General features: G+C 48.1%; 21 protein-coding genes. 16 read left to right on the top strand and 5 right to left on the bottom strand.

What is annotated here, in order from left to right; all coding sequences use genetic code 11:
• Positions 1-13 precede the first annotated feature (13 nt).
• Entirely contained in the window at positions 14-1,933 is a 1,920-nt protein-coding gene (uvrC, locus tag KBY68_RS04500; protein ID WP_255096050.1) for an excinuclease ABC subunit UvrC, read from the top strand.
• Between the two features lie 34 nt (positions 1,934-1,967).
• Here the strand turns inward: uvrC and gorA are convergent, their stop codons facing one another.
• Positions 1,968-3,323 carry a glutathione-disulfide reductase gene (gene gorA / locus KBY68_RS04495; RefSeq protein WP_255096049.1) on the bottom strand — a complete coding sequence of 452 codons (1,356 nt, stop codon included), beginning with the start codon at positions 3,321-3,323 and terminating at the stop codon, positions 1,968-1,970.
• Between the two features lie 37 nt (positions 3,324-3,360).
• Between gorA and KBY68_RS04490 the strand changes: the two genes are divergently transcribed.
• The 4 genes from KBY68_RS04490 to KBY68_RS04475 are packed head-to-tail and all read left to right on the top strand — an operon-like array spanning position 3,361 to position 6,631.
• The gene (locus KBY68_RS04490; protein ID WP_255096048.1) at positions 3,361-4,890 is read left to right on the top strand and encodes a cryptochrome/photolyase family protein; all 1,530 of its coding nucleotides are present in this window, start codon (positions 3,361-3,363) and stop codon (positions 4,888-4,890) included.
• Complete coding sequence (hemJ, locus tag KBY68_RS04485; protein WP_106499876.1) at positions 4,887-5,471, top strand: protoporphyrinogen oxidase HemJ; 585 nt, start codon at positions 4,887-4,889, stop codon at positions 5,469-5,471. Before KBY68_RS04490 ends, hemJ begins: the two co-directional genes overlap by 4 nt.
• A complete protein-coding gene (locus tag KBY68_RS04480) occupies positions 5,461-6,114 on the top strand; it encodes a PHP domain-containing protein (protein WP_106499875.1) in 654 nt (217 codons plus the stop codon). The genes hemJ and KBY68_RS04480 overlap by 11 nt, the downstream gene beginning before the upstream one ends.
• A 25-nt stretch (positions 6,115-6,139) precedes the next feature.
• The gene (locus KBY68_RS04475; protein WP_255096047.1) at positions 6,140-6,631 is read left to right on the top strand and encodes a hypothetical protein; all 492 of its coding nucleotides are present in this window, start codon (positions 6,140-6,142) and stop codon (positions 6,629-6,631) included.
• Here KBY68_RS04475 and cobN read toward each other — a convergent pair.
• Positions 6,615-10,262, bottom strand: coding sequence for a cobaltochelatase subunit CobN (cobN, locus tag KBY68_RS04470; RefSeq protein WP_255096046.1), 3,648 nt, complete (start codon positions 10,260-10,262; stop codon positions 6,615-6,617). The two genes, KBY68_RS04475 and cobN, sit on opposite strands and share 17 nt — an antisense overlap.
• Positions 10,263-10,319: 57 nt before the next feature.
• Here cobN and KBY68_RS04465 point away from each other — a divergent pair, with 57 nt between their 5' ends.
• The 3 genes from KBY68_RS04465 to KBY68_RS04455 are packed head-to-tail and all read left to right on the top strand — an operon-like array spanning position 10,320 to position 15,139.
• The gene (locus KBY68_RS04465) at positions 10,320-11,231 is read left to right on the top strand and encodes a branched-chain amino acid transaminase (protein ID WP_255096045.1); all 912 of its coding nucleotides are present in this window, start codon (positions 10,320-10,322) and stop codon (positions 11,229-11,231) included.
• Between the two features lie 2 nt (positions 11,232-11,233).
• A complete protein-coding gene (metH, locus tag KBY68_RS04460) occupies positions 11,234-14,824 on the top strand; it encodes a methionine synthase (RefSeq protein ID WP_255096044.1) in 3,591 nt (1,196 codons plus the stop codon).
• A gap of 42 nt (positions 14,825-14,866) precedes the next feature.
• On the top strand, positions 14,867-15,139 hold the full coding sequence (locus KBY68_RS04455) for a small RNA NsiR4-regulated ssr1528 family protein (RefSeq protein ID WP_255096043.1): 273 nt from the start codon (positions 14,867-14,869) through the stop codon (positions 15,137-15,139).
• An 11-nt stretch (positions 15,140-15,150) separates the two neighbouring features.
• Here KBY68_RS04455 and KBY68_RS04450 read toward each other — a convergent pair whose 3' ends face one another.
• On the bottom strand, positions 15,151-15,381 hold the full coding sequence (locus KBY68_RS04450; RefSeq protein WP_106499869.1) for a DUF8667 family protein: 231 nt from the start codon (positions 15,379-15,381) through the stop codon (positions 15,151-15,153).
• Between the two features lie 150 nt (positions 15,382-15,531).
• On the opposite strand from KBY68_RS04450, the gene KBY68_RS04445 reads away from it, so the two are divergent.
• On the top strand, positions 15,532-15,915 hold the full coding sequence (locus tag KBY68_RS04445; protein ID WP_255096042.1) for a DUF2237 family protein: 384 nt from the start codon (positions 15,532-15,534) through the stop codon (positions 15,913-15,915).
• Here KBY68_RS04445 and KBY68_RS04440 read toward each other — a convergent pair.
• A complete protein-coding gene (locus tag KBY68_RS04440; RefSeq protein ID WP_255096041.1) occupies positions 15,901-16,617 on the bottom strand; it encodes an SDR family oxidoreductase in 717 nt (238 codons plus the stop codon). The two genes, KBY68_RS04445 and KBY68_RS04440, sit on opposite strands and share 15 nt — an antisense overlap.
• A gap of 101 nt (positions 16,618-16,718) precedes the next feature.
• Here KBY68_RS04440 and KBY68_RS04435 point away from each other — a divergent pair, with 101 nt between their 5' ends.
• The 4 genes from KBY68_RS04435 (at position 16,719) to KBY68_RS04420 (ending at position 20,204) form a co-directional block, all read left to right on the top strand.
• Positions 16,719-17,576, top strand: a complete 858-nt coding sequence (locus tag KBY68_RS04435; RefSeq protein ID WP_255096040.1) for an NAD(P)H-dependent glycerol-3-phosphate dehydrogenase — start codon at positions 16,719-16,721, stop codon at positions 17,574-17,576.
• Positions 17,573-18,433 carry a PhzF family protein gene (locus KBY68_RS04430; RefSeq protein ID WP_255096039.1) on the top strand — a complete coding sequence of 287 codons (861 nt, stop codon included), beginning with the start codon at positions 17,573-17,575 and terminating at the stop codon, positions 18,431-18,433. Before KBY68_RS04435 ends, KBY68_RS04430 begins: the two co-directional genes overlap by 4 nt.
• Positions 18,434-18,495: 62 nt before the next feature.
• On the top strand, positions 18,496-19,380 hold the full coding sequence (locus KBY68_RS04425; protein ID WP_255096038.1) for a SpoIID/LytB domain-containing protein: 885 nt from the start codon (positions 18,496-18,498) through the stop codon (positions 19,378-19,380).
• Positions 19,377-20,204 (top strand): ATP adenylyltransferase family protein, encoded by an 828-nt coding sequence (locus KBY68_RS04420; RefSeq protein WP_255096037.1) that lies wholly within the window; start codon positions 19,377-19,379, stop codon positions 20,202-20,204. The genes KBY68_RS04425 and KBY68_RS04420 overlap by 4 nt, the downstream gene beginning before the upstream one ends.
• Here KBY68_RS04420 and KBY68_RS04415 read toward each other — a convergent pair.
• Positions 20,194-20,379, bottom strand: a complete 186-nt coding sequence (locus KBY68_RS04415; protein ID WP_106499864.1) for a sigma factor SigF — start codon at positions 20,377-20,379, stop codon at positions 20,194-20,196. The genes KBY68_RS04420 and KBY68_RS04415 overlap by 11 nt on opposite strands.
• 197 nt (positions 20,380-20,576) lie before the next feature.
• Between KBY68_RS04415 and KBY68_RS04410 the strand changes: the two genes are divergently transcribed.
• The 3 genes from KBY68_RS04410 to KBY68_RS04400 all read left to right on the top strand — a co-directional run bounded on the left by KBY68_RS04410 (position 20,577) and on the right by KBY68_RS04400 (position 23,382).
• Positions 20,577-22,121 carry a DUF3370 family protein gene (locus tag KBY68_RS04410; protein WP_255096036.1) on the top strand — a complete coding sequence of 515 codons (1,545 nt, stop codon included), beginning with the start codon at positions 20,577-20,579 and terminating at the stop codon, positions 22,119-22,121.
• A gap of 24 nt (positions 22,122-22,145) precedes the next feature.
• On the top strand, positions 22,146-23,114 hold the full coding sequence (locus tag KBY68_RS04405) for a molecular chaperone DnaJ (RefSeq protein WP_255096035.1): 969 nt from the start codon (positions 22,146-22,148) through the stop codon (positions 23,112-23,114).
• A gap of 109 nt (positions 23,115-23,223) precedes the next feature.
• On the top strand, positions 23,224-23,382 hold the full coding sequence (locus KBY68_RS04400; protein WP_255096034.1) for a hypothetical protein: 159 nt from the start codon (positions 23,224-23,226) through the stop codon (positions 23,380-23,382).
• Positions 23,383-23,577: the final 195 nt, after the last annotated feature.

Here is a 23,577-nt window from a genome sequence, read left to right as displayed (position 1 = left end):
TCAACAGCCCTTAATGCAGGATCCACCCCGTTTGGAGGCCCTGCTCAAGGCCCTACCCGCAGAAGCAGGTTGCTACTTAATGCGCGACGCTGAAGACCGCATTCTCTACATAGGTAAATCAAAAAGTTTGCGAAGCAGGGTTCGCAGCTATTTCAGAGATGGGGTGCCAGATCGGCCAAGAATTGAATTGATGGTGAGGCAGGTTGTAGATATTGAATTTATCGTTACCGACAGCGAAGCAGAGGCATTAGTTCTTGAATCTAATCTAATTAAGAACCATCAACCCCACTTTAATATTCTGCTTAAAGATGACAAAAAATATCCATATTTGTGCATCACTTGGAGTGAAGATTATCCGAGAATTTTTATCACGCGGCAAAGGCGATTTCGCAAGGCGCACGATCGATTTTATGGCCCCTATGTTGATGTTGGCTTGTTGAGGCGCACCTTAGCAATCGTGAAAAGAGTATTTCCATTAAGGCAGCGGCCCCAGCCATTGCATAGGGATAGAACCTGTTTAAACTTTGATATCGGCAGGTGCCCTGGCGTATGTCAACAGAAAATATCAGCTGAAGAATATAAGAAAACCATTCAAAAAGTAGCGATGGTTTTCCAGGGGAGAAACGATGAATTACTGCAATTATTACAACAGCAGATGGTTAAATATGCTGAAAGACTTGATTTCGAAGCGGCTGCCTTAGCCCGGGATCAATTAAAGGGTTTGGAATTGCTCACGGCTGAACAAAAAGTTGCATTACCTGATGCTGATATCAGCAGAGATGTAATCGCATTAGCAACTGATGATCGCGTTGCAGCTGTTCAATTATTCCAGGTTAGAGCAGGTAAATTAGTTGGCAGGCTTGGCTACACAGCCGATGCGGAGGCGGCTGCTCCTGGAGCGATATTGCAACGGGTATTGGAGGAGCATTACAGCCAAGTTGATCCAGTGGAAATTCCACCGGAAGTACTTTTGCAACATGCATTGCCAGAGCAGGAATTACTTGAGGCCTGGCTCCGCCAACGCAGGGGGCGAAAGGTAACACTGCTCAACCCGCAGCGTCAGCAAAAAGCTGAATTAATCGAGTTGGTTGTACGCAATGCAAGTTATGAATTAGCAAGGGCCCAGCGATCCGCTGAACAACAGCATTTGGCCTTAGAAGATTTGGCTCAGTTGCTGGAATTAGAGCATCCGCCACGCCGCATAGAAGGTTTTGATATTAGCCATATTCAAGGAAGCGATGCAGTGGCATCACAGGTTGTATTTGTAGATGGTTTAGCCGCAAAACAACACTATCGTAAATATAAAATAAAAAGTAGCAGTATTACTTCTGGCCATAGTGATGATTTTATGGCCATGGCTGAAATTATGCGCAGACGCTTTAAACGCTGGAGCCAGGCAAAACTAGCCGGGGCTAATCTTAGTGAACTACGCCGAAGAACCAAAACCACTTTGCAGGGCGATGGCTTAACTGATTGGCCTGATGTGGTAATGATAGATGGTGGTAAAGGTCAATTATCTGCAGTGATGGAGGCCCTGCGGGAATTAAATTTAGCTGATGAATTAGTTGTTTGTTCCCTAGCAAAACAACGGGAGGAAATTTTCTTACCAGGGGCCTCTAAACCATTGGAAACCGAGCCCGATCAATTGGGTGTAGTGCTTTTACGTCGCCTGCGGGATGAGGCCCATCGCTTTGCCGTTGGTTTCCATCGTCAGCAGAGGGGAGAACGTATGAAACGATCGCGTCTCAGTGATATTCCTGGTTTGGGTGCAAAACGAATTAAAGATCTACTCGCTCATTTTCGTTCAATAGATGCAATTCAATTGGCAACTCCGGATCAATTAGGAAGCTGCCCAGGGGTGGGGGCAGCATTGGCCAATCAAATACATTCCTTCTTTCATCCCAGCAACGATGATGCTGATATTAATAGTTAAAAAATAAAGCAAGGCAAAAATAATTAATGGAAAATCAAGTCATGGTAACAAATTCTTCTGATATGCTTGGATGCAGCGCCATTGTGTTGTCGAAGTCTTTTTTAGTTGCTCCCATCCCAATCGATATTGCAGCCATTTGAATTATTTCAGCCGCATGGCTACCCACCATATGGCAACCGATGATTCGGTCTGTTTTGATATCAACTATTAATTTTAAGATGCAACGGGGGCCCCTTGCTGGTAATGCTTGCTGGAGGCTGCGGAATTTTGCCCTAAATACCTTAACAGCATCACTGCCAAAACTTTTTATAGCTGCTTCTTCGCTTAAGCCAATGCTGGCAAATTCAGGTTGAGTAAAAACCGCAGTAGCAATTAGTTCATGGTTAACAATCCTGTTTCCAGAGGCAAAGAGCCGATCGGCAACAGCTCTACCCTCATCTACGGCAACAGGTGTTAAGTTCACCCGATTTGTAACATCACCAACGGCATAAATGTGATCAATATTTGTTTGTTGGCTTTGGTTTACAAGGATGCGATTGAACTCATGTAACACTCCAGCTGCAGCTAGTTGTAAATCAGCTAGATTGGCTAATCTTCCCGTTGCTTGAAGTAAAGCATCAGCTTCAAATATTGTAGATGTATTTGCTTCAGATCCCATAGAGGCACAGCTAATTATGTAGCCCTGCCCATGGTGCTCAATCAACTCAGGGGTGCAGCCAAAGTTTATATTAATTCCCGCCTCAATCATTTCAGACTGAACGGCTAAAACCAATTCATTGTCGAACCCCTTGAGAATACTATTGCCTCGTACAATTTGAGTTACACTAACACCGAGACCTGCAAGAATACAGGCAAATTCACAGGCAATATAACCTGCACCAATTATCACGATCGATTTTGGCAAGCTCTGCTGCTCAAATAAATCATCGCTCACCCAGCCCAGGCTTCCCCCTGGAATTGGCAAACGGGTTGGCTTGCCACCAACGGCTATAAGGATATTTTTTGCACTATAGTTTTTATCACCAACTTGTATGGTATGGGAATCGCTAAAACTTGCCATTCCGCTAATTAGCTCAACATTTGCTTGAGCTAATAAATTAATATGAAGTTGATTTAGTCTGTTAACTTCATTGCGAACATTTTGCAAAAGTATATTGCTGTGAAGTTTTGGCTCGCTTGCTTCCCAGCCAAAACTTTTAGCATCTCTGAAAAGTTCTTTATATTCTGAGCCATAAACTAATAATTTTTTTGGCACACAACCACGAATTACGCAGGTTCCACCAACGCGATCTGCCTCAACAATCGCCACTTTGGCTCCGTGGCGTGCTGAACGCTTAGCTGCGGCGAGCCCGCCTGAGCCTGCACCGATCACAAGCAGATCGAAATCCATAGGCTGTAGAAACTCTCACCTCATCTTGGGGCTAGCTGTGGCAATTGGCATCTGGGTATTGAATGACCAACTGCACCTGCAACAGGCAGCGCTTGCTTCTTCCCAGCCCCATGGGGCCAGGGTTTTGCTGGTGGAGAGCCTTTCGGTGCTAACTACCAAACCACACATCCAAAAACAAATCCTGTTTTGGGCTGCCCAACGCGCCTTTGCAGCTGAATTGCGCTCGGCTGGCTGGGTGGTGGATCTAGTGGAGGCTCCCAGCTATGAAGATGCCCTTAACAGCTGGATTGCAAACCATGGCATAGGCGAATTGCGTTTGATGACCCCAAGCGATAGGCCAATCAAGCTGGCGATTGAAAAACTTGCCGCCTACAGCAAGTGTGCTTGGCAATTGCGCTGGTTTGATAACAATCAATTTATGTGGAGCCAAGCTGAATTTGCAAATTGGGCTCAAGGCAAACGATCGCTGAGGCTTGAATACTTTTATCGCGAAGGCCGTAGGCGCTTTGGAGTGCTTATGGATGGTGATCAACCCTTGGGTGGGCAATGGAATTTTGATAAAGAAAATCGCAAACCACCTAAAACTGGCCTCAAGGGTCCTGAAGCTCTTTGGTTTACACCAAGTGAAACAACCAATGCTGTAATTAAAAAACTGGAAGAGCTTCAACCAATATATGAACTTAGTGGAATATCAAAGCCGTTCAAATGGGCGGTGAGCAGGCAGCAGGCGCTCCTGGTTTTAGAGAATTTTATCTCAACTCGCCTCGCTGATTTTGGCCCCTATCAAGATGCCATGGTTCAGGGTGAATCAACGCTTTGGCATGCCCTACTGAGTCCTTATTTGAATTTAGGTTTGCTCCATCCCCTCGAGGTTGTTCATCGCTTAGAGGCGGAGGGATTAAGGAAAAAAGTACCCCTTGCCAGTTTGGAGGGAGTGCTGCGTCAAATAATTGGTTGGCGGGAATATACCCAGGGTCTATACCATCACTTTGGCGATAGCTACCCCCTTTCCAATGCATTAGCAGCGGTGCAGCCCCTGCCCGAATTTATTAGAAACCATTCTAAGAGTGGCATGGCCTGCGTTGATAATGTGTTAGCTGAATTATCTAATAGTGGCTATTTACACCATATTCAACGTTTAATGATTCTTGCTAATTTAGGCTTGCTGGCTGGCTGGAATCCGCAGGAATATGTAGCTTGGTTTAACAGTCAGTTTGTTGATGCCCACGATTGGGTGATGCAAACAAATGTAATTGGCATGGGTTTGTGGGCCGATGCAGGCATGCTCGCCAGCAAACCCTATGCCGCAAGTGGTAAATACATCCAGCGCATGGGTACCTATTGCAAGGGCTGTAGCTACGATCCTGCGGAACGCAGCGGACCAGTGGCCTGTCCTTTTACTGTGCTCTATTGGGATTTTCTAGGTCGTCACCAGGAACGTTTTCGCAATCATCCGCGCATGGCTTTGATGATTAAACAGTTGGATAAATTCAGCCAAAGCGAACGCCAAGCCATAGGCGCTACCGCCGCAGGGTTTGAATGGGCTCAACGGAGTGGGCTTCAATGACCATAAACATCTCTGCGGAAGCCTACCTGTGGTTTAAAACCCTCCACATAGTTGGTGTTGTGGTTTGGTTTGCCGGTCTTTTTTACCTGGTCAGGCTTTTTATCTACCATGTGGAGGCCAGGGACCAACCCGAACCCCTGCGCCAGGCCTTTGAAAAACAGTACGCCCTGATGGAACGGCGCCTGGCAAACATCATCACCACCCCTGGCCTGGTGGTAACAGTTATTGGCGCTGCTGGCTTATTGCTTGGCAATCCGAGCTGGTTATCCCAAACCTGGCTCCATGCAAAGTTGGCATTTGTTGTTGGCCTGGTGGCTTACCACTGCTATTGCTATCGCCTGATGGGATTGTTGAGCCTTGGCAAATGTGAGTGGTCTGCAAAACAGTTGCGCGCATTTAACGAATTGCCCACTCTGCTACTGGTGTTGGTGGTGATGTTGGTGGTGTTTAAAAATCAATTCCCCACTGGCGGCGCCACCTGGTTGCTGGTGGCCTTAGTACTTTTCATGGCGGCGTCAATTCAGTTTTACGCCCGTTGGCGCCGTTTAAAGGCTGAACGGGAGGCAATCAATGCCGTTTAAGCATCCCCTCAGGGCTGTGCTCGAGCAGGTAACAGCTACAACTTGCCCAAAAAGATTCAATTTCCACTGCCACACCCTTTGCAGTGATGGCAGCCTCACCCCCGAGGCCCTAGCTGATGAAGCAGTGAAAATAGGCCTTGAGCACTTTGCCGTTACCGACCACCACAGCCTTGAGGCTTATCCGTTGGTGCAAAAGCGGCTTGATTACCACCGCTCAGCTGGATCCAATGTTCCCAAACTTTGGACTGGCACTGAGGTGAGTTGTGTACTAGAGAATTGCCTAGTGCACGTGTTGGCCCTTGGCTATGAGCCAAACCATGGGGCGATGGAACCATATCTTCAAGGGGATACGGTTGTGGGAGAACAGCTGGGTGCAGCTGCCGTTGTTGAAGCGATCCAGGCTGCAAACGGTTTAGCCCTGTTGGCTCACCCCGCCCGCTATCGCATTAACTTCAAGCTGCTAATGCGAGCGGCATCAGAGTTGGGTTTTGATGGGGCGGAAACCTGGTACGACTATGAGATGCAACCACGCTGGCGCCCCAGTGAGCATGTGTGTGAACGGGTGGCTGATCTAGCTATGGATCTCAACTTTTTACAGAGTTGTGGCACCGACAGCCACGGTTTGAGCCTCTTGGGCCGCTAAATTTCATAAAGCTCATACAAGTGCCATGGGTTTGTTTGATCGCTTCCGCCGCAAGCCCAACGAGGCAGAGGATCAGGACAAAAGCTTTTTTCTTGAACCCGATAAGGCAAGCAGCCTTGGCGATGTGAATTTCATGCGACGCCCCTACAGCATTCGACGCACCTTTCCAGGCACAGCCGAAAACCCTGGACTAAAAGAGCGCATTGAGGAAGTTGACTCGATGGAATCAAGGCTTGAAAAGGTTTCTGACGGTTTACCAGAGTCTGTTGTAGCTAATCCAAACAAAACATCCATGAATGCCGGTGTTCCCAAGCCGGTTAAGAAAACCTTCGCCCAGCAGATCACTCAGGTGGAACTGGAAAATCGGATGAAAGGTTCAGCCGTATCAGGAACAAACGTGCCCGGCAGTGCCTCCAAGGCGCCGGCTGCACCTGAAAAAATCTCTCCAGCTCCGCCGCGCTCTGCCAAACCTGGATCGATCGATCCCTTCAAAGACATGCTTAAGGACCTTGGTTAATTTCAATATTTTCATCACTACTTAAAACCAATTGTTTGAGAAACTCCAACTGATTTGGTTTTGGGTTTTGCCATAAACCCCTATTATTAGCCTCCAGAAGTCTTTCTGCCATATCCCTTAGTGCCCAAGGATTGCTATTTCTAATTGATTCTTGAACCTTAGAATCCTCAAGCCAACGCTCACAAACTGAACTGTAGGCCCAGTCTGGAACAAGATCTGTGCAGGCATCGTAGGCAAAAAGGTAATCTAGGCTCGCGGCAAATTCAAAGGCGCCTTTATATCCATGCCGCTGCATACCTTCAATCCAGCGTGGATTTAGCAAGCGACTACGAATTACTTTATCTAGTTCTAATGCGAGTGGCTTTGGCTTGGGATTTAAGGGTTGGGAATGATCTCCAAACCACAATTTAGGGTCGCTGCCCTTAATGCGCCTTACAGCTGCAGCCATGCCACCATGAAATTGATAGTAATCATCTGAATCGAGCAAATCATGTTCACGATTGTCTTGATTGTGGAGTACCACTTGCACCTTTTGAAGTCGCTTTTCAAGGCCAAGCCTGTCGGCTTGGGGTTCGGCATTGGCGCGATAGTGCCATTTGCTCCAATTTAAAAATGCTTCGGCTAAGTCATCCCTATCCTCCCAATTACCACTCTCGATCAAACCCTGTAAACCCGCTCCATAGGCCCCTGGGGCAGACCCATACACCTCACAACCAACTCCCCCTTCTGTGTGTTGGCGCACGATCTGATTTGCCTGATCTAGCCAATGGAGTAGCTGGGGAAAGGCGTCACGGAAGAACCCAGATATGCGAACAGTTACATCAACCCTTGGCCTGGCAAGGCTGCTGGTGGGGATTAATTCAAGTCCCACCATGCGCCTGCTACTGCCATCCCATTGGGGGCGAATACCCATAAATGCAAACACCTGGGCCACATCGTCGCCACCACTGCGCATGGTGCTGGTGCCCCAAATTGAAATAGCCAATTGGGTGAGATGCTCTCCCTCGATTTGGAGATGCTGCTCGAGTAATGCCTCGGCACTGCGCCTGCCCAGATCCCAGGCGGCTTCAGTGGGTACCGAACGCAGGTCTACGGAATAAAAATTTCTGCCGGTGGGCAACACCTCTGGCCTGCCCCGGGTGGGGGCACCCGATGGGCCTGCCTCAATGCGTTCACCACGGAGTGCAGCTAACAGATTGTTGCGCTCAGCATGGGCACAACCCTTTAAACGCGGTGTTAATTCAGCAATTATTTGGCTTAGTTCTTTAGTTGTGCAGTTACCCGGTGCGGCAATTTTGCCTTCCAGGCAAGCGGCAGCAAAGTCTTGAATAACTGTTATGCCGTCACCTTGGCAGCGCAAGGGCACATCTGGACGTATTTGCTGAAGCAAACGCAAATCAGTTGGGCTGAGTGGATCAGCTTCCCTAGCCGTTAGGGGGTCGAGATGAATACCTAGATCTTTTGCAATTGCCCGGCCGAGGCCGAGGCGGCCGGGGCCAGGGAATCGCGCAATGGCAAGTAATAATTCAGCCTCTGCCTCGGCTGATGGTGAAAGGCCAAAAGTGTGCAAACCAGTGCGTATTTGCGCTTCTTTGAGTTCACATAAATAGCCATCAATTTTATTTATTCTTTCATCAAAATCGGCATTAATAGACCCATCGTTTGCGATAGAGCCAATATTTATATCAGTAAAATTATCAAAATTATACTCTGATAATTTTGCTGATAACTTTGTTTTTAGAATATCAACGCGATTGCTTGCCATTGAGCTGGCCTCCCAGTATTCATCAACCAAGCCCTCCAATTCCACCAGTTCGTTATGTAAACCTGCCCTGCCTAGGGGTGGCGTTAGATGGTCGAGAATCACAGCCTGGCTTCGCCTTTTTGCTTGCGAGCCCTCGCCTGGATCATTAACTATAAAAGGATAGATGTTTGGCAGGGCCCCAAAGGCTAGCTCGGGAAAACAATTGGCGGATAGGCCAATGCCTTTACCCGGCAACCATTCCAGGTTGCCATGTTTACCTAAGTGAATAACAGCATCAACATTAAATTTTTCCCTTAGCCACAGATAATGGGCTAAATAATTGTGATTCGGGGGGAGGTCTGGGCAGTGATAATTAAGTGATGGATCGCGGTCGTAGCCCCTGCTTGGTTGCAATAGAATCACAACATTGCCATAGATCAAACCACAGATTGAGATGTTCTCCTTTGATAGGTAATTGTCGTTTGCAGGTATGCCCCAACGCTCCGCAATCAGTTCCCGGACCCTTTGATCGAGTTTGTTATACCAATTTTCATAATCAGAAAAAGCAAGTTCAGCGCAGGGGGCAAGGTGAAAACTTTCAGGGTCGGGGCTACGGCCAGCGGTTAAAGCTTTGATCAAAGCATTTGAATCCTCGGGCAGGTTGCCCTCGCCGAGGTAATAGCCCTCCCCCTTGAGCCACTGCAAAATGGCAACGGCGCTGGCGGGGGTATCAAGGCCAACGCCATTGGCTAAACGGCCATTTCTGCAGGGATAGTTAGCGAGCACAATCGCGACTTTTTTATGTTTTTCTGGCGTGCGTCTTAAATGCACCCAAGCCTTAGCTAGGGCCGCCATCCATGCCATGCGCTCCCCATCTGGGCAATAGCGCTGCACAGCGCATTCCAGGGCGGCATCAGCGCGATAGAGCTCTTTGAAGCAAACAATCCGTCCAGTGATGCGGCCATCAAGCTCAGGCAGAGCAACCTGCATGCTGAGATCTAGGGGGCCAAGGCCAACGCTGCTGTTTTGCCAGCGCTGTTTAGGCAAAGTGCTGCATAGCAGTTGCAAAACAGGCACGCCAAGGGCCTGCCAGAGGGGTGCTCCCGCCTCGGCTTCATCGGCTTTAACGGAAGCAAAACCAGTTGCGCAAAGTACCAATTCAACGGCCTCCGCCTGGAGCAATTGGCGAACACCTTGTTGAACCAATTCATCACGCAAACTGCTAACCAGCACTAGGCGCGGGCACAAGCCAACATCCCGCATGGCGCTTGCACAGCTTTCGAGTACATCAAGATCGGCGCTACTCCATAGGGAGCGATAGAAGATCAGCCCCACCTTTGGCCCAGGGTTTGGTTGCCATTTGAAGCAATAGGGATCTGGCTGGGGAATTGCCTCTGGTGGTTGTAATGGTTCCCCAGCCAACCAGTTAGAGCAACAGCCCATAACTTGGGCCATGTTTTCAGCTCCCCCTTCCCTTAAACATCGACCAATGGCAATCGCTATGAAATCTGGAAAATTGCCAAGGCTTGCTAATTCCTGCTCCCCCTCCACTGTTCCACTAACTATCAATAGGCCTCGGCTTGCATCGCCCCTAGCCCATTCCCGCAGCTGCTCGATTCCGTAACTCCAGTGCCCCCTGCCACCAAGCAACCGCACCAATACCAGGCGCGCCTTGCTAACGGTGCTGCGCAGGTAGTGGTCTACGGCTGCTGGATGCTCCAGGGCCTGAATATTTAGGGCCCTTATCGGCACGGAGGGTTTTTGCTTGGCAAGAAGGCTTAGATCGCTGTCGGCACTGCTTAAAAATAAAAATGGGGCTGCTGTTTGCTCCACCAGGGCTGGAAGCTGATCACTCAGGTCCCCCGGGATAACTGCCAATCTGTGCATTCAGCCATCATCCCTGGCTAAGGGATGAGAAGATCGGGCCAAGGTTTCAACCGTTAGATGCATCAATTTCTTCCCTATGCCTGGTTCGGCGGCCGCTGCGTGCCATTTGCCGAGGCCACCCTATCCGTAGCAACCCACGCGCTGCACTACGGCACTGGCGCCTTTGGCGGCATGCGGGCAATACCAAATCCAAATGATGCCTCTGAGATTTTGTTGTTTAGAGCTGATCGCCATGCAAAGCGATTGAGTGAAAGCGCAAAACTTTTACTAACAGAGTTAAGCCCTGAAACGATCATGGCAGCAGTGGTTGAATTTCTAAAGGCCAATAAACCAACAAAACCAAGTTATCTAAGACCATTTGTTTACACCTCCGACCTGGGCATAGCACCAAGGTTACATGATATTGAAACAGATTTCTTGATATATGGCATAGAACTTGGCGACTATCTTTCACCCAATGGCGTTAGTTGCAGAATCAGTTCATGGACAAGGCAGGAGGATCGCTCCCTACCTTTAAGGGGCAAAATTAGTGGAGCATATATTACAAGTTCACTGGCTAAAACTGAAGCTGTTAAAAGTGGTTTTGATGAGGCATTACTTTTAAATAGTAGGGGTAAGGTTAGCGAGGCAAGTGGTATGAATTTATTTATTGTTCGCGATTCCATTTTGTATACACCAGGTGTTGATCAAGACATACTCGAAGGCATTACCAGAGCAAGTGTTATCGAATTGGCCCGCAGCATGGGCTTCACGGTTGTTGAGAGGCCCATCGATAAAACAGAATTGTTTATTGCCGATGAAGTATTCCTAACCGGAACTGCAGCAAAAGTAACCCCGGTTAGGCGCATTGAAAGCACAGATCTGGCAATGCATCGGCCTGTTATGGAGGCCCTGCGCAGCCGACTAACCGCCATTACGGAGGCTCGAGACCCTATTTTTGACCATTGGGTTACGAGGGTTGGCATCTGAGCATGGTTGGTTTCCTAGAACGACTCCACAGCCCCGAGCGTCCAGTGTTGGTGTTCGATGGCGCCACGGGCACATCACTCCAACAAATGGAGCTAACCGCCGTTGATTTTGGCGGCTCAGCCCTTGAGGGTTGCAACGAAATACTTGTGCGCACTAGGCCGGATGTTGTTAGGGCCGTTCACAAACAATTCCTAGATGCTGGTTGCGATGTAATTGAAACAAATACCTTTGGCTCAACCTCTCTGGTGCTTGCTGAATACGATTTAGAAAATGAAGCCTTTGAATTAAACCGCCAGGCCGCTTTACTAGCCCGTGAAATGGCAGATCAATACACTACAGACCAACATCCAAGATATGTGGCTGGCTCCATGGGGCCCACCACTAAACTGCCAAGCCTTGGCCACGTAAGTTTTGATGTAATGAAGGCTTGTTTTACTGAACAAGCATTGGGATTGTTAGCCGGAAATGTTGATTTATTTATAATTGAAACATGCCAAGATGTTCTACAAATAAAAGCGGCACTCACGGGCGTTGAAGAAGCATTTTCTCAAACGGGTGAACGTAGGCCCTTAATGGTTAGTGTAACGATGGAAACAACTGGCACGATGTTAGTTGGTTCAGATATAGCAGCTGTTGTTGCAATTTTAGAGCCTTTCCCAATCGATATTCTTGGTTTAAATTGTGCCACTGGGCCAGAGCAGATGAAGGAGCACATGCGTTATTTAAGTAGTTGCTCTCCGTTTGTTGTTAGCTGCATTCCCAATGCTGGTTTGCCTGAAAATATTGGCGGAGTTGCCCACTACCGCCTTACTCCAATCGAAATGAAAATGGCATTGCACCATTTCATTGAGGATCTTGGCATTCAGGTGATTGGTGGTTGTTGCGGTACCACCCCAGCGCACATTTCGGCCCTTGTGGAAGTGGCACGGGAACTTAAGCCAGCCCATCGTGAGGTTAGGCAGCCCCATCAATATCTCGAGAGACCATTACTCAAAGCGGAATCAGCAGCGGCTTCCCTTTACGGCACCACTAGCTATGAACAGGAAAATTCATTTCTAATTATTGGTGAACGTTTAAATGCCAGTGGTTCTAAAAAAGTACGTGATTTATTAAATGAAGAAAATTGGGATGGTTTGATCGGTGTGGCCCGCAGCCAAGTAAAAGAAAATGCCCACATACTTGATGTGAACGTTGATTATGTGGGCCGCAATGGCGAAGCGGATATGCATGAATTGGTTAGCCGGTTAGTTACTAATGTGAATCTTCCATTGATGCTTGATTCAACCGAATGGCAAAAAATGGAAGCCGGCTTAAAAGTAGCAGGGGGTAAATGCTTGCTTAATTCAACCAATTATGAAGACGGCAATGAAAGATTTTTCAAAGTTTTAGAACTAGCCCGCACCTATGGAGCAGGCGTTGTAATCGGCACCATTGATGAAGAAGGCATGGCTCGCAGCGCTGAGCGTAAATTTGCCATTGCCCAGAGGGCCTACCGGGATGCATTGGAATTTGGCATACCGGCCCGTGAAATTTTTTATGATCCCCTTGCATTACCCATATCCACTGGCATAGAAGAGGATCGCCGCAACGGCTGTGAAACCATTGCTGCAATCAAAAGAATCCGCGATGACCTACCTGGAACCCATGTGGTTTTAGGTGTTAGCAATATAAGTTTTGGCCTTTCAGCTGCTTCGCGGATTGTTCTTAATTCAATTTTCCTCCATGATTGCTGTTCAGCAGGAATGGATGCTGCGATTGTTAGCCCTGCAAAAATCCTGCCCCTTTCAAAAATTAGTGAGGAGCATCAGCAGGTATGCCGAGACTTAATCAATGATAAACGCCGATTCGAGAATGGTTTATGTGTATATGATCCCCTCACTACATTAACAAGTTTATTTGAAGGAGTAAGCGCTAAGGAAGCGAGGGCTTCCGGTCCATCCCTGGCCGACTTGCCTGTGGAAGAAAGGCTTAAGCAGCATATTATTGATGGTGAAAGAATAGGCCTGGAGCAGGCCTTGGCCGATGGTTTGCAAAATTACAAGCCACTGGAAATAGTTAATACATTTTTATTGGACGGCATGAAGGTTGTTGGAGAATTATTTGGTTCTGGTCAAATGCAATTGCCATTTGTGTTGCAGAGCGCTGAAACAATGAAGAGTGCTGTTGCTTTTCTGGAACCCCATATGGAGAAGGTTATTGGCGCTGATGGCAAGCTAGAAAGCTCAGCAAAAGCCAAGCTTTTGATTGCCACAGTTAAAGGTGATGTTCATGACATTGGCAAAAATCTGGTAGACATCATCCTTACAAATAATGGCTATGAGGTTATAAATCTTGGCATCAAGCAGTCGGTTGAAGCAATAATTGAGGCCCAGAAAATGCATGGGGCCGATTGCATCGCAATGAGTGGGTTGCTGGTAAAATCAACAGCCTTCATGAAGGATAATCTAGATGCCTTTAATCAGGCTGATATTGATGTTCCAGTTATATTGGGTGGGGCAGCTCTAACGCCTAGATTTGTTAATAAGGATTGTAGAAATGTTTACCACGGTCAGGTTATTTATGGTCGTGATGCTTTTACTGATCTGCGATTTATGGATGCATTGGTTGAGGCAAAAAAATCTAATAATTGGGATAATAAACAGGGCTTTTTAGTTGAATCACCTGAAGGATTTGATCTTGGCAAGGCTGATCCAGATCCTGGCGATCTCGATGAACCAGCAAAGCCCACAAACCAATTGGACTTAGTTATTAGCAGCGATCGCTCTGCTGCAGTACCAGAGGAGCAAGCGCTTAAGCCACCATTTTGGGGTACGAAAATTCTGCTTGAGGATGAAATCCCCTTTGAGCAAATATTTGCCTACTTGGATCGTCAGGCATTGTTTGCCGGCCAGTGGCAACTGCGTAAGAATCAAAACCAATCAAGGGAGGAATACGATCAGATAATTCAATCAAAAGCCGAGCCTGTTCTTAAGGAGTGGATTGAGCGAATCAAGGCTGAAGACCTGCTTAGCCCCCGTGTTGCCTACGGTTATTTCCCCTGTGGCAGGGATGGAAATAGTGTTGTTATATATGATCCAGCAAACCCCTCAAAATGCTTGGGGAGATTTGAATTACCGCGGCAGCGCTCAGGTAATCGCTATTGCATAGCAGATTTCTATAGAGACCTTGATAATCAATCGGCCACAGATGTGATCCCAATGCAAGCAGTGACAATGGGGGAAAGCGCCACTGCCTTTGCTAAGGAACTATTTAAAGCTGATCGATACAGCGATTATCTTTATTTTCACGGTTTAGGCGTTCAACTTGCTGAAGCCCTGGCGGAATGGACCCATGCCCGCATTCGTGGGGAGATGGGCTTCAGCACTGAGGAACCCTCAAACCTTAAGGATGTGCTGGCCCAGCGCTATCGAGGTAGTCGCTATTCGTTTGGCTATCCAGCCTGCCCAAATGTTGCTGATTCCCGCCCCCAATTAACCTGGCTCGGGGCCGATCGCATCGGCTTAAGCATGGATGAGAGTGATCAGCTGGATCCAGAGCAAAGCACCACAGCTTTAGTTGCTTTGCACAGTAAGGCTCGCTATTTCAGCGCCTGATCCTGGGCCTGTGGCAGCCTGGGGTTTGCATTCCCCTATGCCATGGCAATTTCGGGTCCAAACGGTGTTGATGCTGCAATTGCAGCCGGCGTAGATCTGGATGGCTCTGTGATACCCACAGAGATGCTCACCCTCTACAACGAGGTTATGGCTCTGGAAAGCGCCAGAGCCCGCAGCGGCGTAAAAAAGTCAATGCGTAATCGCATTGTGCGCAGCGGGGCCAAGCACATGGGCCAAAGCGAACTTAATGAACGCCTGCAGGCGGCAGGTTGGGATGGTTTGAAGCCTAAGGAAATAGCCTTTTATTACGGCTAGGGCGCGCTGTTTTATTCAGGTCGGCGACCTTCCAAGGCATCGATCACATCCTGTTGAAAATTCTCCAGGGTGCTCGAATCTGATAGGTCAAAACCCTCACCAGCCGCATTCTGAGTTAGTTCCTGAAAATGGAAGGCCCCCTCTCCATTGGCTAGGAACTCCATGGCTGAGGTTTCGCCACTCTCGGCAAAGGCATCGCCAAGGGCATGGAATGCCGCATCTTCGGTGAAATCCCAGCTCATCGGGTGCTAACAGGTGTAGTAACGGGTTGAATTGCGACGAGCAAAAATCGATCGCCCAATGACCCATAGCGCCTCCCCCCCCGATTCCGTCAAGTGTTTGGCTGAATTTATGGGGGGTACAACCACCAACACCAGAGCTCTAAAACTGCCATGAACGCTCCAATAGCAACGGGTTTCAACGTCCTTGGCACCCCTTTAGAAACTTGTGGTTGTAATCCAATCACCGGTTGGTTTCGGGATGGAACCTGTAGAACCAACCCCAGTGATCTTGGTCGTCACACGGTGTGTGCCGTGATGAGTGATTCTTTCCTGAGCTACAGCAAAGCCCAAGGGAACGACTTGAGCAGCCCAAATGAGGCAAATGCCTTCCCTGGGCTTAAACCTGGTGATCGTTGGTGCATCTGTGCTGCCCGTTGGCTTGAAGCCTATTGGGATGGGATGGCACCTCCAGTGATCCTGGAGGCCTGTGAAAGATCCTGCCTTGAAATTATTCCGCTTGAACTACTGCAAGAAAAAGCATCACCAAGGGATTGATTTGCCGTCCCAGGCAAGGAAACAACCTGAATTGGCAGGGGTTTGTTGTGCCAAAACCGCAAGCAGCTGCTCTGCAGCCTTGGCTGGCTCAAAAAGTTTATGGGCAGCAACACCTGCACTAAATGGTTCTGATAGCTGGGTGGCAGTGGTGCCTGGGTGCAGCAAAACAACTGTTGCTGCAGGTCTTTTGCGCTGCCACTCGATCGCCAAACAACGCAGTAGTTGGTTCTGAGCCGCCTTTGCTGCTCGATAGGAATACCAGCCACCGAGCTGGTTGTCGCCGATGCTGCCAACCCGTGCCGACAGGCTTGCAAACCAGCAGGGCGAACCATGGCCAAGCGCTGCTTCTACCGCCTTAGCAAGCAGGATTGGTGCAAAAGCATTAACAGCAAAAGATTGCTCAAGCCCAGCTCTGCTAACTGCTTGTAGCCTTTTTTCAGGCCCTTTACCGTTTTGGTGAAGCCAACCACTGCAATTAAAAACCAATCTCAGTGGCTTACGCCCCTGCAGATCTTCCTTCAAGCGTTCCAATGATTCGCTTGAACAGATATCAAGGGGATAGGGGCCCGATCTACCGGCTGCCAATAGATCAAGTTGGGGAGCTTTTTGCCTGAGTGCTGAAACAATTGCCCTGCCAATGCCGCCTTGGCCCACAACGAGCGCCGAACCCTCCAGTTGTTCCCAAGCGAAGGGATTCCCCATTGCAAGCCCCGCGTAGGGGCCCATGATGGCAATTTCCAGGGGACAGGTGATTGGCTTTGGCTATTGGCCTAATTGGAGGCGGCACCTGGGGGACAACCCTCATGGGCCTTTTTCAGCAAACTGGCCACCGGGTTGAATTGTGGCGACGTAGCTCTGGCATCGCGGCCCTCGAACCACTCCAAAACTGCGACCTTGTTGTTTCAGCAGTGGCATTTGCTGGCGTAGAAGGCCTCGCTAAACAACTTTCAAACTGGAACCGTTATCCACCATTACTGAGTTGTTCAAAAGGCCTAGATCCGGGCACTGGAAAAACCGCCAGCCAAATTTGGCAACTGCATTGCCCAAAAATGCCGATGTTTGTGCTCAGCGGGCCAAATCTGGCAACGGAATTAGCAATGGGTTTACCAGCTGCCAGCGTGTTAGCTGGCACGAACGATCAGCTGCTGAACAAACTTCAAAAGGAATTAAGTAGTTCACACCTAAGGCTTTATCGCAACAACGACCCAGTGGGTACAGAGGTGGCTGGTGGGCTGAAAAATGTAATTGCGATAGCAGCTGGTGTATGTGATGGACTAAGCCTTGGAGCCAACGCAAGGGCCTCGTTACTTACCCGTGGACTAGCCGAAATGGGGTTGGTGATTCAAGCCCTTGGGGGAAGGCCAGAAACCCTTTATGGTTTGGCCGGGTTAGGTGATTTATTAGCCACTGCCACCAGTGCCTTAAGTAGGAATTACCGCTTTGGTAATGCCTTGGCTGAAGGGCTCTCAACGGCTGCCGCCCTTGAAAAGATCGCCGCCACCGTTGAGGGTGTGCCCACCTGTGCTGCGGTGCTTTGCTTGGCGGGGGATAGGGCTTGGAACCTGCCCATCGCCACTCAGGTGCAAGAACTTATAGAAGGCCGCATTGATCCGCCCATGGCAATCCAAAAACTGATGGAAAGGCAACTGCGCAGCGAATGATCAGCTCACACCACAAAGGCATTCCGATTTGTGCCATTGATGCTTTTAGTGCCAACCCGATGGGGGGCAATGGCGCCACAGTTGTTTTACTGGATCATCCTGCTAGTTCTATCTGGATGCAGGCCCTAGCTGCTGAATTGGCCCAGTCGGAAACCTCGTTTCTATGGCACAACGGCGGTCAATGGTGTTTGCGCTGGTTTACGCCCACCTGTGAGGTATCCCTATGCGGCCATGCCACCCTTGCCGCAGGTTTGGCTTTACACAAATGGGGAGAATTGGCAATAGCAAAACCAATCGATTTCCAAACTCGCAGCGGCAAGCTCAGAGTTGAAGTGCTAACACCGGAACTGGCGAGCATCGATCTGCCAAGCGAAGAAATGAAGGAGCGGCAAACAGAAAACTGGATCGCAAATTTATTGGGAGCTGATCCCTTGGCTACTTGGAGCTCTCAATTGGGCTACGGCGTAATACTTGTAAATGCAGAATTCCCAATAGCTAGCCTAGATTGCAATGATTTAGCATGGCAAAATGGACCGGAAAAGGCTTGGCTAGTGATGCAAACAGCTACTCAGCCATACCAATATCAACTGCGTTTCTTTGCACCCAACATGGGCATCAAAGAGGATCCAGTAACCGGATCAGCCCATGCCCTTGTGGCCCCTTGGTGGTGCAAAAAGTTGGGTATTAATCAAGTTCAGGGATGGCAACCATCCCAGCGACCAGGGGGAATGTTTTGTGAACCAATAGCAGCGGCTAAGGTGCGTATTAAAGGTAATGGTGTGATCCTTTGGCAGGGATATTTGCCATGGCAATCATCCGCGATTGAACCCGATTCATGGATATTTACAAGCAGCTGATGGGCTGGATTAAACGTAATCGTTTAGGCTTAATTTACTGTTCATTGCCGTTGCTTTTTGCCATGGCAGTAATAGCGTTGATTGCCCCATCATTGCGGCCAGCCAAAGAACTAGACACCGTGATGTTAGATGCCTTGCTGCAGGAGCCAAAAGCTTACAAAAATGAATTTAAAAATCTAAAGCCCAAGAATGATTTAGTAATTCCCCAAGCAAATCAACCCCAACCATTAATGTTGATTAGAGTTTTGCTTGAATCAAATACTAAAAAGGCAACTATCGGCGCTGAAGGACCCTGGCAATTGCAATCAAAAGCTGGGCTTTTATGGAGAGAGGGAAATGGTATCGCTGCAATTAGCTGCGTTAACCAGAAGCTTCAGCTAATTAATAGCAACGCACCTGATGAACTCTGGCTAAGGCCAACCAGCACTGGAATAGCAAATTTAAATAGTTCAAATTATCGTGGTGAACTTAGATTATTTTGCAACCAAAATGGATTGGTGGTTGTTAATCACATACCATTGGAGCAATACATTGCTTCAGTGGTTGGAGCCGAGATGCCAAGCTACTGGCCCGATGAGGCCCTTCGGGCCCAAGCGGTAGCAGCCCGTTCCTATGCCCTGGCCCACATGGCGCGGCCGGCAGATCCCGATTGGAATCTTGGAGCCACAACGCGCTGGCAGGTATACCAGGGCCTGGCAAGCGAAACTGGGCCAGCCCGGGCAGCAGCTGATTTCACAAGGGGACTTGTGCTCAGCTACCAGGGGGGAATTGTTGAGAGTCTTTATGCCGCTGATAAAGCGATTAGCCTTGAAGCCCATGGCCATTTGGGAGCAAGTATGAGCCAGCATGGAGCCCGTAGTCTTGCTCAAAAGGGCTATCGCTTTACCCAAATTTTGGCCTATTACTACAGGGGCGCCACCCTGGCAAGATTAAAGAAATCAGCATGATCCCCCTAGCTGAACTATCACTAAATTGTCAAAAAAATGCCATGCAGAATGGTGCATTGGTTCCATTAGAAACAGAGATAATTTATTCAGATGCCTGGAGTCCATTCATATTACGTAAGTTGCTTGGACCTACTCCTAAACATCTAAACGAATGGGGCCCCAGGGCTAATCCATTTTTTCCTTGGGATCGTAATCTTGAGGTTTTAGAATTGGATGATCATGTTCTTTTGCTTAATAAATATCCAGTAGAACCAGGACATTTACTACTTATCAGCAAGGGATGGCAGCCCCAGGGCGGCTGGTTAACACGCACTGATTGGCAAGCACTTGTTGATATTTGGCAGCTGCAGAATGGACTTTGGTTTTTTAATAGCAGTCCCAGCGCAGGCGCCAGTCAACCCCATCGGCACCTGCAGCTATTACCCCGCAGCGAGGAACACCAGCTTTGCCCCGAAGACCCAAAATTTATGGGTGCAGCAAGAGAAGGTGCGAGGCCATGGCCTTGGCGAGTTGGTATTAGGGCAATGCCCGTAGGCAAAACTCCAACAGTAGATTTCTTAATTGAAACCTATGGCAATCTTGCCGCTGAAAATGGTCTCGGATTGCCAAGCAAGGCAGATAAACCACTTGGTGCTTACAACTTACTGATTAGTAGAAACTGGTTTGTTTTAGTCCCGAGAACAAGCGATGGCCACGAGGGGTTTAGCTTGAATGCCCTTGGTTATGCCGGTTACCTGCTAGCTACCAATGAATCAAATTTGGCTTGGTTAGAGATAAACGGCCCAAATGCGCTGTTGGCGCATGCGGCGGTTATCAATCCCTAGTTTCATCCCTCTGCATTTGAGCTTCAAGGCTTGTGATAGCTGCATTAACTGCAGCCAGTTGCCTTTCAGCGGCATCACGCCAGCCCTGGAGCAAAAACAATTTACGCCTCTGCTGACGCCCCCTGGCACCTTTTAGATCAGTGTCACTCCAACAGCAGCCTGGCAGTGGAAACATGGGAAAATATGATGAACAGATAGGTTCTAGCTAACCCGCTGTCCCAGTTGTCGTTCCCTTGCTCCCTTTCCGTGACTACACAGAACAGCAAGGCCCCCACTGCATTTGGCTTAGCTAGAACCATAATTTATTCCGCTAGAAAGTTCCGTTTGCCGCATTTAAGACCCAATCTAAGAAAAGTTGGCCCCATTGGTCCCATGCGCCCCGCGGGTCTGGTTTTGGCTGTATCGCTATTTTCCTCCATTCCCGCCGCTTGGGCTGACGTGTCTTTAATGGCAGGTCAAACGGCGCGTCCACTACGGGGTAGTTTTAATAATGTTCCTGTATTGCATTCCAACCAACCTGAAGAGGTTGCGGGTCCGGGAATATTAATAAGCACCACCCCGGGTGATGCCCAAGCTGAAAATGGTCAGCGGCTAAGCAATGCCAGCTATATATTTAATGGTGAGTTTGGTATCCATGCCCACCATAAATACAATCCAGTTGATGGGCAGTATGGAATAAGGAGATCACAACTTACCCTTGCTGCCATAGCAATTAATCCAGGTGATCGTGATGTGCTACTCAGATTTGAACGGGGTTCTGTTAAAAATAGCTTTGAAGCACCATATCAAGCAAATAACCTGCTTGGAGTAATTCCCCAAGGCCATCGGCCATGGAATACGGGCCCAGGGGCTGCCACAGCCGCCCAACTATTAAGGGGCACCCTAGATCGGAAATTCCCAGAGGCCTTACGAATCCCAGCCCGCAGCCGCACTGTAATTTTCAGCACTGATCTACCGGCTAATGGTATTGCGAATGCCCTACTTAAAGGTCGTAGCGACGGCCCATTTCAACTGGCTGTTGTGGCTGCTAAGAATCCAAGGAATGATTTTGATATCCTAAAAATTTTAGATGAAGATCGCTTAGCTCCAGGCCGTACATACCTTAATAAAATTGAGAAAATTGAAAATAGATCTGTATTTTCACGGGTGGGTGGTGTTGCGGTGGGTGATACATATCAAGCTAGCGTGAGCCACGATCTATTTGATTCTCCGTTGCATGTTCCACTAACTACCACCAGCCGCCATCATTTTGGCACTGGTGAGAGCCAAGTGAATCCTTTAGCAATAAGAATGCTTGATTCTTCATTGGATAATGTTGGCACCTATGGTGTTCGTTACGACGTAGAACTAAATCTGCGCGGCAATGGGCCATACAAACTTGTGTTGAGTCACCCAACACTTCCTGGCAAACAATTTGTTTCTTTCCGTGGCAGTATTGCACTAAAAACAGATCAGGTTAATGAGGAAATACACGTGGGGATGAAATCTGGGCAAAGCCTAGTACTTAAATCCCTAGATCTAGTTCCAACTCAAACAAAAACGATTCGTTTAAGCCTCGTATACCCAGCTGATGCAACACCAGGACATCTTCTTAGCGTTGTTCCAGATCAGCAAATTACCCAGCTTCGAGAACAGGAAGATCGTTTAGAGAAAGCTAGAACCAAAGTAACTGCCACACCAATGATAGTGATCCAACCACCGGATGCAATCCAAACCATTGGCACCTATCCCAAAATTTCCTCATCAAAATCAAACCCACCAAAAAACCAACCATTCACCACTAAACGCCAAATAAATCATCCAGCACCTCTGCCCCCGCCCCCCCTGTTGCCTATTGGTGGCTGGCCTCCAGCTACCCCTGCCATGGTTGACACAAGTAAACCCAGCCAATTAATCCGCAACTGGCTTTATCGCTAGTACATCCCATCAATAAACTAACCCTTGGCTGATAAACCAAACGAACGCAAAATAACGCTGGTTCTCCAGTCATCTGCCCTCGAGCAGTTAGATACCTTGCGCAAACAATGGGGAATGCGCAGTAGGGGGCCAGCGATTGAACGACTACTTGAATACCTACTAAATGAAATTGACGCTGATATTGACAACAATCCAAATGATAAACTTGAGGAATTAGATAGTCATCAAATTCAAGGTGCCCTGGTTTTAGTAACAGCAACTGGCGAATCATCCCATGATGAAAATTGGCTAAATGAGAATGAAGCCCAGCCACCATCAGCGATTGATTTACCTGGTTTTGTTTCTAAGCGATCACAGAAGTTGAATCGAAGCCTTAGGGCACCACGCATAGAGCGAAATACAAACGAATGCTTAATTACAATTGATGCCAACTATCTACTTGAATCGATCTCAAGTGTTCAAAATCATTGGATGAGTTTGTATGGAAGTGAACCTAACCAAGCAGTTTTAGAAGCATCAATGTACTGGTTAAGCCACGATATTTGGCCCCTTGCCGATGCCAGTGAAGGCAATCCTTTTACTTGGAATGCCCTGCAGCAGGTGATGCTCAACTACGCACCCAGCTGGGAAATTCGTGAACCTTCCGTAGACAGGGTAATAATTGCAGCTGGAATTTTAGAGGACCCGTTTGGGGCCTCAGCATTACAGGTAAGAATTCCATCGCTTGTGGGAAGGATGACCCAACGCCTAAGACGCAAGAGGAGGGGAACTCCATTTCTCGATTTACAAGCAACTATGACAACCCAGGGGGCCCTGCAATTACTAAAACTGCCCACCACAGTTGGCTGCAGCCTCACACTTCAAGATATTCGTGAAGCCTATCGTCAGCAGGCAATCGCAGCCCACCCAGATGCTGGTGGCAACCCTGAAGACATGAGAAGACTGAACGAGGCCTATCAGCTTCTCAAGCAACGCTACCTAAAACCATTTTGATAAAATCTTTCAACATGTTAACATTGTCTCAGGTTACCTATTTAAGAATTAACGCAAGACTCATTATGGGTCTTATTTAATACTCCATAGATATAGTTTCACTTGAGGTTTGCCGCTTCGTAAAACAGGTTTTATTGAATTTTTTATTTGTCTTGCCGTGAAAATGGCCAAGCCCTTCTTTGCCTTTTACTTTTTTGGGATTTTGTCCTTTGGCTTGTCCAACCCAAATCAATTGGCAACATCTGCAGCTGAAAAGCCCTCTCGGTAAAAGATCTAGCCCGCAAGCAAAAGTTTGCGTACCTGTCATATACACAGGTACGCATATCAGTCTTACAATTCTTGGATGAGTATTGGCTTAAGTCTTGTACAGATACTCATATGAGATTTATGGTTTAATCATTGTGGCTTGATTTTTGTCTTCCCGTTCGCAGATTGTGGATAAAAAATTTGATGGTTAGGCGGC

The sequence above is a fragment of the Synechococcus lacustris Maggiore-St4-Slac genome, from assembly GCF_024345595.1.
Classification (GTDB): domain Bacteria; phylum Cyanobacteriota; class Cyanobacteriia; order PCC-6307; family Cyanobiaceae; genus Synechococcus_D; species Synechococcus_D lacustris.
The sequence above is the reverse complement of the archived record's forward strand: the minus strand, read 5'-3'. Positions and strand labels throughout refer to the sequence as shown.

What these genes read in the sequence shown, in the direction of transcription:
- KBY68_RS04435 (WP_255096040.1), top strand. Translation starts at nt 16,719, where the DNA reads ATGGGCCTTTTTCAGCAAACTGGCCACCGGGTTGAATTGTGGCGACGT.
- KBY68_RS04450 (WP_106499869.1), bottom strand. Translation starts at nt 15,381, where the DNA reads ATGAGCTGGGATTTCACCGAAGATGCGGCATTCCATGCCCTTGGCGAT.
- metH (WP_255096044.1), top strand. Translation starts at nt 11,234, where the DNA reads ATGGTTGGTTTCCTAGAACGACTCCACAGCCCCGAGCGTCCAGTGTTG.
- KBY68_RS04445 (WP_255096042.1), top strand. Translation starts at nt 15,532, where the DNA reads ATGAACGCTCCAATAGCAACGGGTTTCAACGTCCTTGGCACCCCTTTA.
- KBY68_RS04455 (WP_255096043.1), top strand. Translation starts at nt 14,867, where the DNA reads ATGGCAATTTCGGGTCCAAACGGTGTTGATGCTGCAATTGCAGCCGGC.
- KBY68_RS04440 (WP_255096041.1), bottom strand. Translation starts at nt 16,617, where the DNA reads ATGGGGAATCCCTTCGCTTGGGAACAACTGGAGGGTTCGGCGCTCGTT.
- KBY68_RS04425 (WP_255096038.1), top strand. Translation starts at nt 18,496, where the DNA reads ATGGCAGTAATAGCGTTGATTGCCCCATCATTGCGGCCAGCCAAAGAA.
- KBY68_RS04465 (WP_255096045.1), top strand. Translation starts at nt 10,320, where the DNA reads ATGCATCAATTTCTTCCCTATGCCTGGTTCGGCGGCCGCTGCGTGCCA.
- KBY68_RS04430 (WP_255096039.1), top strand. Translation starts at nt 17,573, where the DNA reads ATGATCAGCTCACACCACAAAGGCATTCCGATTTGTGCCATTGATGCT.
- uvrC (WP_255096050.1), top strand. Translation starts at nt 14, where the DNA reads ATGCAGGATCCACCCCGTTTGGAGGCCCTGCTCAAGGCCCTACCCGCA.
- gorA (WP_255096049.1), bottom strand. Translation starts at nt 3,323, where the DNA reads ATGGATTTCGATCTGCTTGTGATCGGTGCAGGCTCAGGCGGGCTCGCC.
- KBY68_RS04480 (WP_106499875.1), top strand. Translation starts at nt 5,461, where the DNA reads ATGCCGTTTAAGCATCCCCTCAGGGCTGTGCTCGAGCAGGTAACAGCT.
- cobN (WP_255096046.1), bottom strand. Translation starts at nt 10,262, where the DNA reads ATGCACAGATTGGCAGTTATCCCGGGGGACCTGAGTGATCAGCTTCCA.
- KBY68_RS04420 (WP_255096037.1), top strand. Translation starts at nt 19,377, where the DNA reads ATGATCCCCCTAGCTGAACTATCACTAAATTGTCAAAAAAATGCCATG.
- KBY68_RS04415 (WP_106499864.1), bottom strand. Translation starts at nt 20,379, where the DNA reads ATGTTTCCACTGCCAGGCTGCTGTTGGAGTGACACTGATCTAAAAGGT.
- KBY68_RS04410 (WP_255096036.1), top strand. Translation starts at nt 20,577, where the DNA reads ATGCGCCCCGCGGGTCTGGTTTTGGCTGTATCGCTATTTTCCTCCATT.
- KBY68_RS04475 (WP_255096047.1), top strand. Translation starts at nt 6,140, where the DNA reads ATGGGTTTGTTTGATCGCTTCCGCCGCAAGCCCAACGAGGCAGAGGAT.
- hemJ (WP_106499876.1), top strand. Translation starts at nt 4,887, where the DNA reads ATGACCATAAACATCTCTGCGGAAGCCTACCTGTGGTTTAAAACCCTC.